This window comes from Sulfitobacter sp. LC.270.F.C4 (genome assembly GCF_032922545.1).
Lineage (GTDB): Bacteria > Pseudomonadota > Alphaproteobacteria > Rhodobacterales > Rhodobacteraceae > Sulfitobacter > Sulfitobacter profundi.
Genome location: NZ_CP136692.1, coordinates 2,688,244 through 2,702,408 on the forward strand (window position 1 = coordinate 2,688,244; position 14,165 = coordinate 2,702,408).

General features: G+C 61.5%; 14 protein-coding genes and 1 riboswitch. Of the genes, 8 read left to right on the plus strand and 6 right to left on the minus strand.

From position 1 onward, the window contains the following. The first annotated feature begins 186 nt into the window (after nucleotides 1-186). From R1T45_RS17015 to R1T45_RS17030, 4 genes are read left to right on the plus strand one after another with little or no spacing between them, the layout of a single operon-like run. Entirely contained in the window at nucleotides 187-846 is a 660-nt protein-coding gene (locus R1T45_RS17015) for an ABC transporter ATP-binding protein (RefSeq protein ID WP_067628983.1), read from the plus strand. Continuing rightward, nucleotides 824-2,560 carry a capsule biosynthesis protein gene (locus R1T45_RS17020; protein ID WP_260012303.1) on the plus strand — a complete coding sequence of 579 codons (1,737 nt, stop codon included), beginning with the start codon at nucleotides 824-826 and terminating at the stop codon, nucleotides 2,558-2,560. The genes R1T45_RS17015 and R1T45_RS17020 overlap by 23 nt, the downstream gene beginning before the upstream one ends. After that, nucleotides 2,557-3,390: a 3-deoxy-8-phosphooctulonate synthase gene (kdsA, locus tag R1T45_RS17025; RefSeq protein ID WP_067942157.1), complete on the plus strand. Its 834-nt coding sequence runs from the start codon at nucleotides 2,557-2,559 to the stop codon at nucleotides 3,388-3,390. The genes R1T45_RS17020 and kdsA overlap by 4 nt, the downstream gene beginning before the upstream one ends. A 27-nt stretch (nucleotides 3,391-3,417) precedes the next feature. Further along, on the plus strand, nucleotides 3,418-4,914 hold the full coding sequence (locus R1T45_RS17030; protein WP_317389666.1) for a phosphomannomutase/phosphoglucomutase: 1,497 nt from the start codon (nucleotides 3,418-3,420) through the stop codon (nucleotides 4,912-4,914). A gap of 77 nt (nucleotides 4,915-4,991) precedes the next feature. Here the strand turns inward: R1T45_RS17030 and R1T45_RS17035 are convergent, their stop codons facing one another. From R1T45_RS17035 to R1T45_RS17055, 5 genes are all read right to left on the minus strand, one after another. Beyond that, nucleotides 4,992-5,639: a phosphoribosylanthranilate isomerase gene (locus tag R1T45_RS17035; RefSeq protein ID WP_120350586.1), complete on the minus strand. Its 648-nt coding sequence runs from the start codon at nucleotides 5,637-5,639 to the stop codon at nucleotides 4,992-4,994. 9 nt (nucleotides 5,640-5,648) lie between these two features. Continuing rightward, on the minus strand, nucleotides 5,649-5,999 hold the full coding sequence (locus R1T45_RS17040; RefSeq protein ID WP_067626059.1) for a lipopolysaccharide assembly protein LapA domain-containing protein: 351 nt from the start codon (nucleotides 5,997-5,999) through the stop codon (nucleotides 5,649-5,651). Beyond that, nucleotides 5,999-6,283, minus strand: a complete 285-nt coding sequence (ihfB, locus tag R1T45_RS17045; protein WP_067626061.1) for an integration host factor subunit beta — start codon at nucleotides 6,281-6,283, stop codon at nucleotides 5,999-6,001. Before ihfB ends, R1T45_RS17040 begins: the two co-directional genes overlap by 1 nt. Nucleotides 6,284-6,567: 284 nt before the next feature. Beyond that, the gene (gene rpsA / locus R1T45_RS17050; protein WP_260012292.1) at nucleotides 6,568-8,511 is read right to left on the minus strand and encodes a 30S ribosomal protein S1; all 1,944 of its coding nucleotides are present in this window, start codon (nucleotides 8,509-8,511) and stop codon (nucleotides 6,568-6,570) included. A 180-nt stretch (nucleotides 8,512-8,691) separates the two neighbouring features. Continuing rightward, on the minus strand, nucleotides 8,692-9,453 hold the full coding sequence (locus tag R1T45_RS17055) for a response regulator (protein ID WP_317389667.1): 762 nt from the start codon (nucleotides 9,451-9,453) through the stop codon (nucleotides 8,692-8,694). Between the two features lie 130 nt (nucleotides 9,454-9,583). Between R1T45_RS17055 and trmB the strand changes: the two genes are divergently transcribed. From trmB to R1T45_RS17075, 4 genes are all read left to right on the plus strand, one after another. Then, nucleotides 9,584-10,285 carry a tRNA (guanine(46)-N(7))-methyltransferase TrmB gene (trmB, locus tag R1T45_RS17060; protein ID WP_120350584.1) on the plus strand — a complete coding sequence of 234 codons (702 nt, stop codon included), beginning with the start codon at nucleotides 9,584-9,586 and terminating at the stop codon, nucleotides 10,283-10,285. Between the two features lie 106 nt (nucleotides 10,286-10,391). After that, the gene (gene aroA, locus R1T45_RS17065) at nucleotides 10,392-11,744 is read left to right on the plus strand and encodes a 3-phosphoshikimate 1-carboxyvinyltransferase (RefSeq protein ID WP_317389668.1); all 1,353 of its coding nucleotides are present in this window, start codon (nucleotides 10,392-10,394) and stop codon (nucleotides 11,742-11,744) included. After that, entirely contained in the window at nucleotides 11,741-12,244 is a 504-nt protein-coding gene (locus tag R1T45_RS17070; protein ID WP_317389669.1) for a hypothetical protein, read from the plus strand. The genes aroA and R1T45_RS17070 overlap by 4 nt, the downstream gene beginning before the upstream one ends. Beyond that, entirely contained in the window at nucleotides 12,241-12,876 is a 636-nt protein-coding gene (locus R1T45_RS17075; protein WP_317389670.1) for a d(CMP) kinase, read from the plus strand. The genes R1T45_RS17070 and R1T45_RS17075 overlap by 4 nt, the downstream gene beginning before the upstream one ends. A gap of 47 nt (nucleotides 12,877-12,923) precedes the next feature. Here R1T45_RS17075 and metK read toward each other — a convergent pair whose 3' ends face one another. Next, nucleotides 12,924-14,105 (minus strand): methionine adenosyltransferase, encoded by a 1,182-nt coding sequence (gene metK / locus R1T45_RS17080; RefSeq protein ID WP_067627299.1) that lies wholly within the window; start codon nucleotides 14,103-14,105, stop codon nucleotides 12,924-12,926. A gap of 4 nt (nucleotides 14,106-14,109) precedes the next feature. Then, a riboswitch (SAM-SAH riboswitch) is annotated at nucleotides 14,110-14,158 on the minus strand. Between the last annotated feature and the right edge of the window lie 7 nt (nucleotides 14,159-14,165).

The following is a 14,165-nucleotide window of genomic DNA, read 5'->3' on the forward strand; positions in this document are numbered from 1 at the left end:
GCGACCGCGCTACAGGCGGCGGTTTGAGCCGCCGCAGCGCTGCTCGTGCCCTGCCCGCACGGCGACTTGCGGCGGCCATCGCCTGCATTTCGACATATTGTGGTCAAATTCGGCGCATAAACGGTTAAGGTACCTCTGATACAAGAGGCGCCGAGAGGCCGCGCTCAGCACCAACCGGAGCAGGGAATGCTGGAATTTGAAAATGTGTCCAAGTCCTTTTGGACGGGATCGCAGCACAAGGTCATCCTTGACCGGGTGTCTTTTCGCGTGGAACTTGGCAAGTCCTTGGGCATTCTGGCCCCCAACGGCACCGGCAAAACCACCCTGATCAACATGATGGCCGGGCTTGAGAAACCGGATGATGGTGAGATCAGGCGCAGCTGTAACATCTCGTTTCCATTGGGTTTTATGGGCGGCGTCGTCAACAAAGTCTCAGCCATGGAAAACGCCCGCTATATCGCGCGGCTCTATGGGCTCGACCCGGATTACGTCGAGAGTTTTTGCCGCTGGCTGTGCGGCTTGGGCGAATATTTCGACCAACCGCTTGGCACCTATTCCGCAGGGATGCGGGCGCGGTTCTCTTTCGCGCTGATGTTGGCGCTGGATTTTGATATCTATCTGATTGACGAAGGCATGCCCGGCACGACAGACGTAGAGTTCAACCGCAAGGCGGGCGACATTCTGAAAGAACGGTTGCAAACCACGACGATCATCATCGTTTCGCATCAGGCCCATACGCTTGAAAAGTTCGCCCGCTCCGCCGCTGTCCTTTTGGATGGTAAATTACATATGTTCGACACCTTGGAAGAAGCGAAACAGCTCTATGACTACGAAACCCAAGGCTAGGAAATTCCGCATCCGCAAGGCACCGCCGCCCGCCGCCTCCGGCGCATCGCCGAGCAGTGCAGCGAAAGCGCAGGCACCGCAGACCGATGCCGAAAAGGCCGAGAGAACGGCCAAGCTGCGCGCCGTGGCCGATGCAACGCAGGTAGAACCGTCGTACAGCAAGGAAGCCTTGGAACATGCCGCGCGCAGCGGCAAAACCTCGGATCCTGAAAGCCCCCGCAGCGGAGAGGTGTCGTCGGCCAAGGAAGTGTCGGCCGAGCAGGATATCGACGCGATCCGCCGCGAAGGGTTGACGGGCCGCCAATTGCGCATGGCGCGCCGCGTGGCGCAGAAACACGGGCTGGCACCGACCTCGGATTTCGACGCCGTGCGCCTTTTGCGCGCCAAGGGGATCGACCCGTTTCAGCGGTCCAACATGCTGGAACTCGTGGTGCCGCAATCGGGAGATCAGGGCGGCAGCGATCTGCCCGCCACCCGTGGGCAGCCCGGCGACGCAAAGGTGCAGCTGCCGCAGACCACTCCGCGCGGCCCCCGCGGCCTGCCCTCGACCGATGTGAGCCCCGCAGAGCGCCGCCAGCGCGAGATTTCCGACATTCAGCGCGACATCACCCGCCGCCGTCGCCGTAAAGCGGCCATGCTGATGGTGCGGCTTGCCTTCTTTGTCATGCTGCCGACCTTCGCGGCGGGCTATTATTTCTACAAAATCGCCACGCCGATGTATGCCACTGAAAGCCAGTTTCTGATCATCCAGAACGAAGGCGGCGGCGGCACCAGCCCCTTTGGCGGGTTACTGCCCACGCAATTCGCCAATAGCGCAGACAGCATCGCCACGCAGGCCTATCTGCAATCGAAAGACGCAATGCTGCGCCTTGATGAGGACGCAGGCTTTCGCACGCATTTCGCAGACCCGCAGATCGACGCGATCCAGCGGCTTTCGGAAAGCCCCACCAATGAGGAATCCTACAAGACCTACAAAAAGAACGTCAAAATCGGCTATGACCCGACCGAAGGCGTGATCCGGATGGAGGTCATCGCCGCCGATCCAGAGGTGTCGGAAGAATTCTCGAAACGCCTGCTCACCTATGCCGAAGAGCGGGTCAACGACCTGAGCAAGCAAAAGCGCGAAGACGGCATGCGTGACGCGCTCGAAGGCTATGAGACCGCGCAGACAAACCGCCGCGCGGCGCAGGAAGCGCTGATCAAACTGCAGGTCGACAACAACGTCGATCCCGAAGCGATGATCGCCTCGATCCGGACCCAGATCACCAATTACGAAACCCTGTTGATTGAGAAAGAACTCGAACTCGCCGCTCTGCTCGACAACCAGCGCCCGAACCAAGCCAAGGTCGACGGCGCGCGCGGCGATGTGCGGCGGCTTCGCGAACAGCTGACCAAACTGCGCGAACGCATGACCGCCGCCAACGAAGGCGAAAACTCGCTGGCGCAACAGGCGGTCGCGGCGCAGCTTGCGCAGGCCGATCTGGCCGCCGCCGACATGGTGCTGCAAAGCGCGCAAACCGCAATGGAGCAAGCCCGAACCGAGGCCGGGCGGCAGGTACGCTACCTCACCGTGGCCGTAAACCCCGTGGCCCCGGACGAGGCAACCTACCCCCGCAAGTTCGAAAACACGATATTGGCTTTTCTTATCTTTGCAGGCATCTACCTGATGTTGTCCCTGACAGCGTCCATTCTAAGAGAACAGGTAACTTCATGACCCAGCTGCGCATTGGCAACCTGACCGTCGGCAACGACCGTCCCCTCACCGTGATCGCTGGCCCCTGCCAGTTGGAGAGCGAAGACCACGCGCAGATGATCGCAGGCATCCTGAAAGAAGCCTGTGACGCGGCTGGCGCGCAGTTCATCTTCAAGGCCAGCTATGACAAGGCCAACCGCACCTCCCTCTCGGGCAAACGTGGTTTGGGCATTGAAAAGGGTCTGCAAGTCCTGCAATCCGTGGCCCGCGCCAATGATGTGCCTGTGCTGACGGATGTGCATAACGAAGCGCAATGCGCCCAAGCTGGTGAAGTGGTCGACGTGCTGCAGATCCCTGCGTTTCTCTGCCGCCAGACCGATATCCTGCTGGCCGCTGGCGAAACGGGCAAGGCCGTGAACGTCAAGAAGGGCCAGTTCCTCGCCCCTTGGGAAATGCAAAACATCGTCGACAAGATCGAAAGCACCGGCAATAAGAACATCCTCTTGACCGAGCGCGGCACGACCTTTGGATACAACACGTTGGTTGCCGACATGCGCAGCCTGCCGCAGATGGCCCAAACCGGCTATCCGGTGGTGATGGACGCGACACATTCCGTCGCGCAGCCGGGTGGCAAGGGCGGCTCTTCGGGCGGTCAGCGCGAATTTGCGCCCGTCATGGCGCGCGCGGCCGCATCCATCGGCGTCGCCGCTATTTTTATGGAGACGCACGAAGACCCCGATCGCGCGCCGAGCGATGGGCCCAACATGATTTACCTCGACCAGATGCCAGGGCTGATCAATCTGCTGATGCAATTCGATGCGCTGGCAAAAAGCCATCCGCTGACTTTCTAAATTTATCCCAAAAAGCGAGTATTTGACGTGAGTAAACCGGCCTCCACCGTGACCCCGAACACTTGGGAATTTCTTCGCGATGCGATGATCACCCCGACAGGCTTTCGCGAATATGACGCGCGTTGGAAATATCCCGACGACATCAACCTGCCCGGCATCACCGCGCTTGGCCTTGGCCTTGGCACGCAAATGCACGCGCGCGGGATCGAGCCTGTCATCGCCGTGGGCAATGACTATCGCGACTATTCGCTGTCGATCAAAAATGCTCTGATGCTTGGGCTGATGCAGGCCGGGATCACGGTCAAGGATATCGGCCCCGCCCTTTCCCCCATGGCCTATTTCGCGCAGTTCCACCTTGATGCTCCGGCGGTCGCCATGGTCACCGCCAGCCACAACCCGAACGGCTGGACCGGCGTTAAAATGGGCTTCCAACGCCCCCTGACCCACGGCCCCGATGAGATGGGCGAGCTGCGCGACATCGTCCTGAATGGCCGGGGCGAGCGGCGTCCGGGCGGTGCCTATGAATTTGTCGACGGTGTGCGCGAAGCCTACCTCGACGACCTTGTTGGGGACTTCAAAATGACCCGCAAGCTCAAGGTCGTCTGCGCCACTGGCAACGGCACCGCCTCGGCCTTCGCGCCTGAGCTGTTCCGCCGGCTGGGGGTCGAGGTTGTCGATAGCCACAACACGCTGGACTACACTTTCCCCCATTACAACCCGAACCCCGAAGCCATGGAAATGCTGCACGACATGGCCGACAGCGTGCGCGCCTCCGGCGCCGATCTGGCGCTTGGTTTTGATGGTGACGGCGACCGCTGCGGCGTGGTGGACAACGAGGGCGAAGAAATCTTCGCCGACAAGATGGGCGTCATCATGGCCCGCGATCTGGTGAAACTTTACCCCAACAGCACCTTTGTCGCGGATGTGAAATCCACCGGGCTCTTTGCCTCTGACCCTGAGTTGCAAAAACACGGGGCCAGGGCCGACTACTGGAAAACCGGCCACAGCCACATGAAGCGCCGCGTCAAAGAACTGGGCGCGCTGGCGGGCTTTGAGAAATCCGGCCACTATTTCTTGGCCGAGCCGATTGGCCGGGGCTATGACTGCGGCATGCGCGTCGCGGTAGAAATCTGCAAGCTGATGGACCGCAACCCTGACATGTCCATGTCTGACCTACGCCGCGCCCTGCCCCAGACTTGGGCCACGCCGACCATGTCGCCCTACGCCGCGGACACCGAGAAATACGACATCCTCGACCGTCTGGTTGAAAAGCTGGTCGCCAAAGCAGAGGCCGGAGACAAGATTGGCGGGCGCGCTATTGCCGAGGTGATCACCGTGAACGGCGCGCGCGTCATGCTCGACAACGGCGGCTGGGGCCTCGTGCGGGCGTCGTCCAACACGCCGAACCTTGTCGTGGTTTGCGAAAGCCCCGAATCCGAAGCCGAAATGCGCGCCATCTTTGCCGATATCGACGCAGTGATCCGGACCGAGCCGGGCGTCGGCGACTACGATCAATCGATCTGATCCGGCCCTTCGGCGACTTGAATATGAAAGGCCCGGGGCATTGCCACCGGGCCTTTCTTCTTTTGATCTGAAAGGGCTTACTTCAGTGCCGCTTCGCAAAAGGCGCGAATACGCTCCGCATCCTTCACACCCGGCGCACTTTCAACGCCAGAGGACACATCGACCTGCCGCGACCCGGTAAGGGCAATCGCCTCTCCGACGTTGTCTGCATTCAAACCACCGGCGAGCATCCAAGGCTTCGGCCAGCGCCGCCCTGCGATCAGCCGCCAGTCAAATGCCAAACCATTCCCACCGGGCAGGACCGCGTCCTTCGGCGGTTTGGCATCAACCAAAAGCTGATCCGCGACCGTCACATAGTCGTTCAGCACCGCCAAATCAGCGCGGTCCGCCACGCCGATGGCCTTCATCACCGGCAGCCCATAGCGGGCCTTGACCTCGGCCACCCGCGCGGGGCTTTCGCTGCCGTGAAGCTGTAGCATGTCGAGAAACGGCACCGCCGCGAGCAGCGCATCAAGCGCTGCATCATCCGCGTTGACGGTCAGTGCGACTTTGCAAATGCCATCTGGCACCGCTTCCGTCATATGGGCTGCGGCCTCAAGCGACAGATGGCGCGGGGATTTTTCGAAAAAGACAAAGCCCAGCGTCCGAGCGCCCGCCAAAAGGGCGGCGGGCACATCCGCGGGGTCGGTCAAACCGCAAATTTTTACGTTAACATTCTCGGGCATGGGAGGGGTTTAGCCTGCTTCGTCCAGCAGCGCCAGCACCTCATCCTTGCCCTGATGCTTCTCTTCCTTAAGGCGGATCACTTCGCGCTCTAGGCGACGCCGCTCGCGGGCCTGTCGCGCCAGTTCTGCCCGGTGGCCGTGCTCTCGGATCCATTCCCAGACAAAACCAACCAAGAGACCCACGATAATCCCGCCAAGGATTACAATAAAGAGCGGCAGTTCCACGGATGGGTTCACCGCAAACCAACCTGAAATCTCGGTTGGAAGCACCTGAAGTGTCACGATATTTCGGTTCGCCAAGGCAACGGAAACCAGCGCCACCGCGAACAGCGCGATGCAGGCATAACGAATGTAACGCATCAGCTTTTCCCGTTCAGCCGGTCGCGCAGTAACTTGCCGGTCTTGAAGAAGGGCACGTGCTTTTCTTCGACATTCACTGTCTCACCGGTGCGCGGGTTGCGCCCCACGCGGGCATCGCGCTTTTTAACCGAAAAAGCGCCAAAGCCGCGCAGTTCAACCCGGTCTCCACGCGACATGGCGCCCGTGATCTCGTCAAAGACCGTGTTTACGATCCGCTCAACATCACGTTGATAAAGATGCGGATTGTCGTCAGCGATCTTCTGGATCAGTTCCGACCGGATCATGGCACGTCCCCCGAGAATTTATTGATGTCTTAACCGACTATAGGAAATAACGCCCCACACGGGAAGGTGTTCCACCAGCGCTGCGATAGATTTTTCGCAGCGAAACCCCTGTTATTTCGGCTTTTTTCCGCCGCATACTGCCCGCAAAGGCTCTGATGCACAGGGATTGGGCGCACATCCCTAATCCCGCTTTGCGATTCGACTGCGGGGCGCGAAGGCAAAAAGGCCCCGCATGTTGCCATGCGGGGCCTTCGCTAAGATCACACATTCAACGTGGAATGTGCTTACTCGTCGTCGCCTTTCAGCGCCGCACCAAGGATGTCGCCCAAGCTCGCGCCGGAGTCGGAGGAACCGTACTGCTGTACCGCCTCTTTCTCTTCTGCGATCTCGCGCGCCTTGATGGAGACGCCCAGACGGTGTGCCTTGGCATCAACGTTGGTGATACGCACGTCAACCTTGTCACCGACCGAGAAACGCTCAGGGCGCTGTTCGGCACGGTCACGGCTGAGGTCGGAACGACGGATGAAGCTCTTCATGCCTTCGTATTCGACTTCGATGCCACCTTCTTCGATGGAAGTCACGGTAACGGTCACGATCGAGCCGCGCTTCACGCCGCCAACGGCTTCGGCGAACTTGTCACCGCCAACGTTCTTGATTGAGAGCGAGATGCGCTCTTTCTCAACGTCGACTTCGGAGACGACGGCCTGAACCACGTCACCTTTACGGTAGTCTTGGATCGCTTCTTCGCCGCGCTGGTCCCAGCTGAGGTCGGAGAGGTGAACCATGCCGTCGATGTCGCCGGGCAGGCCAACGAACAGACCGAATTCGGTGATGTTCTTGACTTCGCCTTCGACTTCGGTGCCCTCGGGGTGTGTTTCAGCGAACACTTCCCATGGGTTGCGCATGGTCTGCTTGAGACCAAGGGAAACACGACGCTTGGCGCTGTCGATTTCCAGAACCATGACTTCGACTTCTTGCGAAGTGGACACGATCTTGCCGGGGTGCACGTTCTTCTTGGTCCAAGACATCTCGGACACGTGAACCAGACCTTCAACGCCCGGCTCCAGCTCAACAAATGCGCCGTAATCGGTGATGTTGGTCACACGACCGCTGTGCACGGAGGAAAGCGGGTATTTCGCGCCAACCAGATCCCACGGATCTTCTTGCAACTGCTTCATGCCGAGGCTGATGCGGTGCGTCTCTTTGTTGATCTTGATGACCTGGACCTTGATGGTCTCGCCGATCGACAGGATCTCAGAGGGGTGGTTCACGCGGCGCCATGCCATGTCGGTGACGTGCAGCAGGCCATCAACGCCGCCAAGGTCAACAAACGCGCCGTATTCGGTGATGTTCTTGACCACACCATCGACGGTCTGACCTTCGGTCAGGTTGCCAATGACTTCGGCACGCTGTTCGGCGCGGGACTCTTCGAGGATCGCACGGCGCGATACAACGATGTTGCCACGACGGCGGTCCATCTTGAGGATTTGGAACGGCTGCTTGAGACCCATGAGCGGGCCCGCGTCGCGCACGGGGCGGACATCGACCTGCGAACCGGGCAGGAACGCAACTGCGCCGCCGAGGTCGACGGTGAAGCCACCTTTGACACGGCCAAAGATCGCGCCTTCGACACGCTCTTCTGCAGCATAGGCTTTTTCCAGACGATCCCAGGCTTCCTCACGGCGGGCCATTTCGCGGCTGATGACAGCTTCGCCACGCGCGTTTTCGACTTGGCGAAGGAAAACTTCGACTTCGTCGCCAACTTCGATCTTGGGGGATTCGCCGGGATCAGCAAATTCTTTGAGCTCAACGCGGCCTTCCATTTTGTAGCCGACGTCGATGATGGCTTGGCCCGCTTCGACAGCGATCACCTTGCCTTTGACGACTGTGCCCTCTTGGGGCGTGTCCATTTCGAAGCTTTCGTTCAGAAGCGCTTCGAATTCGTCCATTGCTTTAGTCATGTAGCTTTTCGTATCCTTATCAAATGTTTCTGGCCGCGCGGTTGTCTCCGCCGGTCTGGAGTTGCAATTGGTCGTTGTGGTGGCACCGTGCAGATCACGCCGGAGAAGCTCCGAAGCAAAGGCACAGCGGTAAACCCGCAGCCGAACGCAAACAAAAGAGGGCCGGTTGGTACCGACCCTGCCCGTTATATCGCGCCCGAAGCTGTAACCGCCCCTTAGACAGGGCGCGTATAGGCCAATTTTGCCGCTCCTGCAAGGGCTATGCATACGTTTGGCGGGTGATATGCGGGGGTCTGCCGGGTGGAGGCGCTGTGGGCTCTGGCAAAAATCAGGGATGCTCGGCACGATCCACGCGAGCGGAAAAGGCAGGCGGGGCCCGCCCCGCTAACGCGCCACCAAGCGCGCCCTACAACGCCTGCGCGAACAGCCTCACCGTGGACAGCCCCGTCACCCGACTGCCCCACCCCATCCGGCACCCAGACCCGGTGTCGGTTTTGGCGGATCGGCAAGATCGCCTTCGGCAAGCTCGCTGCCTTGAAAGCTGGCCAGATCCTCTACAAACTCCCACAGGCGTAGGAAAGTATAATCGACCTTTGCCAGCTCTTCCTCCACCAGCGCCGGGTTCGACCGGTCGAGCGCGCGCAGGTCGCGCATCACGTCGCCGACCATCGGCTTTATCTCCTGCGCACATTCCCCGGCAAAGCGCCGCAGAACACTCTGAACCTCAGAGCGTTTCTGCTCCTGCGTGGTGATGCCCAGTTGCAGTGCTGTCTTTTGCAGGGCGTTGAAAGCCGAGCGTCGCAAAGTGCTTTGCGAAAGCTCATCCTTGGCGATGTAATCGCTACACCCGCCGCGCAGCGCCTCGATCGCCACCTCGGTTTGATCCGTCCCGGTGACCATCACGGTTGCCGCGGCACCATTCTGCGGATGCGCCCGGATCATCTGCAGCCCGCGCAACCCGTTCCCATCGGGCAGGTTGTAATCCAGCAAGATCAGGTCAAACTCCCCCTCATCCAACTGCTGGGCAAGGGCGGCGATACTCTCCGCCTCGGACATTCGGATGGGAAAGTCGAGCCCACCGCAAAGCCGTTTGATCCGCATGCGATCAAACCGCTGATCATCCACGATCAGGATACGCGCCACAGTTCCCGGTGTAGTCGTACCGCCTGCCGTATCGCCCGCGCCGGCCTCATGCCTTGCCACGCTCATCAGCTGTCCCCCTGCATTGCCCCGACATCTAGGCGCAGGGAGCCTAATAAATGATTAACCCCCACCTATTCGCCACCGCCCCTGCAGAGGAATGTTGCGGTGACGGGGCGGGGCGGCTACATGAGCCGCCATGAGTGAAACAGAACGCCCCCGCCGCAACTTCTATGGCCGCCTCAAAGGCAAATCCCTGAAGAAGTCGCAAAAGACCTATATCGACGAGGATCTCGACGCATTGTCGCCGGGGGCCGTCGATTGGGAGAACAATCCCGACCGCACGCCGCTGGACCTCGACACGCTGTTTGACGGGCGCAAGGTCTGGCTGGAAATCGGCTTTGGCGGTGGTGAGCATCTGGTACATCAGGCGGGGCAAAACCCCGGCGTGGGCATCATCGGCTGCGAGCCTTACATCAACGGTGTTGCGATGCTGCTGGGCAAAATCCGGCGGGCGGGCGTGGATAACCTTGCCATCCATCCCGGTGACGTGCGCGATATGTTCGATGTGCTGCCCGAAGCCTCCATCGACCGGGCGTTTTTGCTCTATCCCGACCCTTGGCCAAAAACCCGCCACCACCGCCGCCGCTTCGTCACGCCCGAGCATCTGCAGCCTCTGGCCCGCGTGTTGAAACCCGGTGCGATTTTCCGCGTGGCGACGGATATCGAAGACTACGTGCGCCAGACCCTTGAACAGGTGCCGCAGCACGGGTTTGACTGGCTGGCCGAAGGGCCGGAGGACTGGCGTGCGCCTTGGGATGATTGGATCTCGACCCGCTACGAGCAGAAGGCGCTGCGCGAAGGGCGCACCCCGCATTACCTGACCTTCCGCAAACGCTGAGCCCGAGCGCCTGATACCACCCTGATTACAATCCATTGCACGCGCGGCGATGGACGCTGCCGCCCGCCTGCGATAATAGGGGCCTCAAGCAGATTAGAGGTACCTCATGTCCAGTCACGGCAGCCCCATTCCCATGTCATCGCGCGCCTGCGGGCCGCTTAGCGGCACCGCCGAGGTGCCCGGCGACAAGTCGATCTCGCACCGCAGCCTGATCCTTGGTGCCATGGCCGTGGGCGAGACCACGATCACCGGGCTATTGGAGGGGCAAGACGTGCTCGACACCGCCAAAGCCATGCGGGCTTTCGGGGCCGAGGTGGTTGACCACGGCGGCGGCTCCTACTCCGTCCATGGCGTTGGCGTTGGCGGCTTTGCCGAACCTGACAATGTAATCGACTGCGGCAACTCCGGCACCGGCGTGCGGCTGTTGATGGGGGCGATGGCGACCTCTCCGATCAGCGTGACATTCACCGGCGATGCCAGCCTCAACAGCCGCCCGATGGCGCGGGTGACCGATCCGCTGGCGCTATTCGGCACGCAATCCGTGGGCCGCGCCGGGGGCCGCCTGCCGATGACATTGGTGGGCGCGGCTGAACCTGTGCCGGTGCGCTATACTGTCCCGGTCCCTTCCGCGCAGGTCAAATCCGCCGTGCTGCTGGCCGGGTTGAATGCCCCCGGCAAAACCGTCGTGATTGAGGCGGAAGCCACGCGCGACCATACCGAGCGGATGCTGGCAGGCTTCGGCGCCGAAATCACGGTTGAGGACACGGACGAGGGCCGCGTCATCACCCTGACTGGCCAGCCCGAGTTGAAGCCGCAACATATCGACGTGCCGCGCGACCCCTCATCCGCCGCCTTCCCCGTTTGCGCCGCACTGATCGTACCCGGATCGGATGTGCTGGTGCCGGGCATTGGGCTGAACCCCACGCGAGCGGGCCTGTTCACCACCCTGCGCGAGATGGGCGCGGACCTGACCTATGAAAACGAACGGACCGAGGGGGGCGAGCCTGTCGCCGACCTGCGCGCGAAATTCTCCCCAAATCTCCATGGCATCGAAGTCCCCCCCGCGCGGGCGGCGAGCATGATCGACGAATACCCCGTGCTCTCGGTCGTGGCGGCCTGTGCAACCGGCGAAACGGTGATGCGCGGCGTCAAGGAACTGCGCGTCAAGGAAAGCGACCGGATCGAGGCCATGGCCAGCGGGCTGCGCGCGAATGGGGTTGAGGTCGAAGACGGGCCGGATTGGTGGATCGTCAAAGGGCTGGGCCACGGCAATATTCCCGGAGGCGCGACCTGCCAAAGCCATCTCGACCACCGCATCGCCATGTCGTTCCTGATCCTCGGCATGGTCGCGCAAAACCCGGTGCAGGTGGATGACGGCGGGCCCATTGCCACGTCTTTCCCGATTTTCGAACCGCTGATGGCGTCCTTGGGGGCGCAGGTCGAACGGCTGCCTGCGTGATAGGCGACCGGCTCATCTGGCTCAGCCTCTGCGCCGCATTGGCCTTTGCAGCCCTTGCGGGCTTTGCCGAAACCTACCTGCGCGCGGGGGGCATGGGGGTCTTGGATGGGCGGCTTCTGGGCTATGATCTGGCCGAGGCACGCGCCTATCTTGTCGCTCTCGACCCGAGGCAGACCGCACTCTACCTCGGCCAGTTCCGGCTGGCTGACACCGCCTTCCCCGCGCTTTTGGCGCTGGCGCTGTTACTGTGGTTTCGGCGTTGGTCGGCGGGCGGGCTTCCGCTGGCGCTGACGCTGGCCGTCGCGCTCTACCTCGGGGCGGATTACACCGAGAACATGCTGATCGGGCGGCTCATTGAACTGGGGCCAGAACGGCTGACGGCACAAGCGGTCGCGACCGCCAGCCTGTTTACGCAGGCGAAATGGATGATACTGGCGGCCTGTTTCGGAGCAGCCCTGCTGCTTGGTCTACGGGCGCGCAACGAAAGGAACCTGCAATGACGAAGAACACCAGCGGCGGCATGACCGTCGCCATCGACGGCCCCGCAGCGGCGGGCAAAGGCACGGTCGCCAAGGCTGTCGCGGCGCATTTCGGCTTTGCGCATCTCGACACCGGGCTTTTGTACCGCGCGGTGGCCGCGAAAACCCTTACCGGGATGGACGCCGAAGAGGCCGCGCAAACCCTCGCCCCTGTCGATCTCAAAGACCCCAGCTTGCGCAACCCCGACGTGGCACAAGAGGCCAGCAAAGTGGCGGTGATCCCAGCGGTGCGGGCTGCCCTCGTGCGGTTCCAGCGCAGCTTTGCCACCCGCGCGGGCGGTGCCGTACTGGACGGGCGCGACATCGGCACGGTGATCTGCCCCGATGCGCCGGTAAAACTCTTTATCACCGCCAGCCCCGAAGTGCGCGCGCAGCGCCGCTTTGCAGAGCTTGCGGGCAAAGGCATCGCGATCACCTATGAAACCGTGTTGGAAGACGTCAAACAGCGCGACCTTCGCGACATGAGCCGCGACCAAGCGCCGTTGAAACCGGCCGACGATGCCAAGCAAATCGACACGACTGAGATGGCGATTGAAGATGCGGTGGCCGCTGCGGTCGCTCTCATTGAGGCCAAACAGGCCGAGCGGGGCTAAGTGCCGCGCAGCCGAGAGGGTGGGCGCGACCGCCCACCCCGATATCGTTATACGGCCGCCTTAAGCTGATCGACCAGATCGCGGCGCTCCCAGCTGAAACCGCCATCCGCATCAGGCGCGCGGCCAAAGTGGCCATAGGCCGCCGTGCGCTGGTAGATCGGCTTGTTCAACTGCAGATGCTCGCGAATGCCGCGCGGGGTCAGGTCGATGATCTGACGGATCGCCTTTTCAATCGCCGCGTCATGCACATCGCCGGTGCCATGGGTGTCGCAATAGATCGACAGCGGCTCGCTCACGCCAATCGCATAGCTAAGCTGAATGGTGCATTTCTTGGCCATCCCCGCTGCCACGACGTTTTTGGCCAAATAGCGCGCCACATAGGCGGCGGAGCGGTCAACCTTGGTCGGGTCCTTGCCTGAGAACGCACCGCCGCCATGGGGCGCGGCTCCGCCATAGGTGTCGACGATGATCTTACGACCCGTGAGGCCCGCGTCGCCATCCGGCCCGCCGATGACGAAAACGCCCGTGGGGTTCACGTGCCAGACGGTGTCATCGTCGATCCAGCCCTCGGGCAGCACTTCGCGGATGTAAGGCTCAACGATATCGCGGATATCGGCGCTGGTCTGGCGTTCGCTCTCATGCTGGGTCGAGAGCACGATGGAGCTGACCCCCACTGGTTTGCCGTTTTCATAGCGCACCGAAAGCTGGCTTTTGGCGTCGGGCCGCAGGGTGGGCTCGGTGCCGTCCTTGCGCACTTCGGCCAGACGCCGCAGCACCGCATGGGCGTAGTGGATCGGAGCGGGCATCAGCTCGGGCGTCTCGTCGGTGGCGAAACCGAACATGATGCCTTGATCGCCTGCGCCCTCTTCCTTTTCACCCGACGCATCAACGCCTTGGGCGATATGGGCGGATTGGGGGTGCAGCAGGTTGGTGATCTCACATGTCGCGTGGTGGAACTCATCCTGCTCATAGCCGATGTCTTTGATGCAGGCGCGGGCGATGTCTTCGACACCGGCCAGATATTCGTCAAGCTTGGCCTTGTTGGCCAGACCGACCTCACCGCCAATCACGACGCGGTTGGTGGTGGCAAAGGTCTCGGCGGCGACCCGCGCTTCGGGTTCCTCGCTGATGAAAGCGTCGAGGATCGCATCGGAAATCCGGTCGCAGACCTTATCCGGGTGCCCCTCGGAAACGGATTCCGAAGTGAAAGTATAGTTCTGACGGGACATGTAGTGCTCCAATAAAAATTACGCACCACGTCAGGAAGCCGTTGTGGTGCTCTGCCAACG